The following is a 391-nucleotide window of genomic DNA, read 5'->3' on the forward strand; positions in this document are numbered from 1 at the left end:
GTCGGATCCGTACATCCGTGAGGTGATGGAGCACTGCACCGTGCAGCACTTCGAGATATTCGGCGCACCGGACCATGACATCGTGGCGGCCCTGAAGACCCCCGGCGGAGAATCCTTCCCCTTCACCGTCTCACCGCGCCTCGCCGGCTTCCACCGTCTTGAGACGTCCCGGACGGATGAACTGCACCCTTGAGGTCTGTCCGGCGGATCACCGACGGAGCGGGAGCCGGATCGCTGCGGCGGTGACGGCGGAGCTGTATGCCTTGTCGCCGCTGACGTGGTCCGGCCGGGTCCCAGGTCGTCCGCCCAGCGGCCGGGGGACGCTGATCCGATCCAGGACCTGACTCATGTGCGGGGAGTCGCCCGCTTAGAGCCCGGCGTGAGCAGCAGG

General features: G+C 67.8%; 2 pseudogenes. One reads left to right on the top strand and one right to left on the bottom strand.

The features are described from left to right. Positions 1 to 193: pseudogene (locus LPA54_RS41540) on the top strand (hypothetical protein); the annotation flags it as partial. A gap of 57 nt (positions 194 to 250) precedes the next feature. Here the strand turns inward: LPA54_RS41540 and LPA54_RS41545 are convergent. Beyond that, positions 251 to 391, bottom strand: a pseudogene (locus LPA54_RS41545) (IS5/IS1182 family transposase); the annotation flags it as partial.

The organism is Streptomyces sp. DH12 (genome assembly GCF_020873895.1).
Taxonomy (GTDB): domain Bacteria; phylum Actinomycetota; class Actinomycetes; order Streptomycetales; family Streptomycetaceae; genus Streptomyces.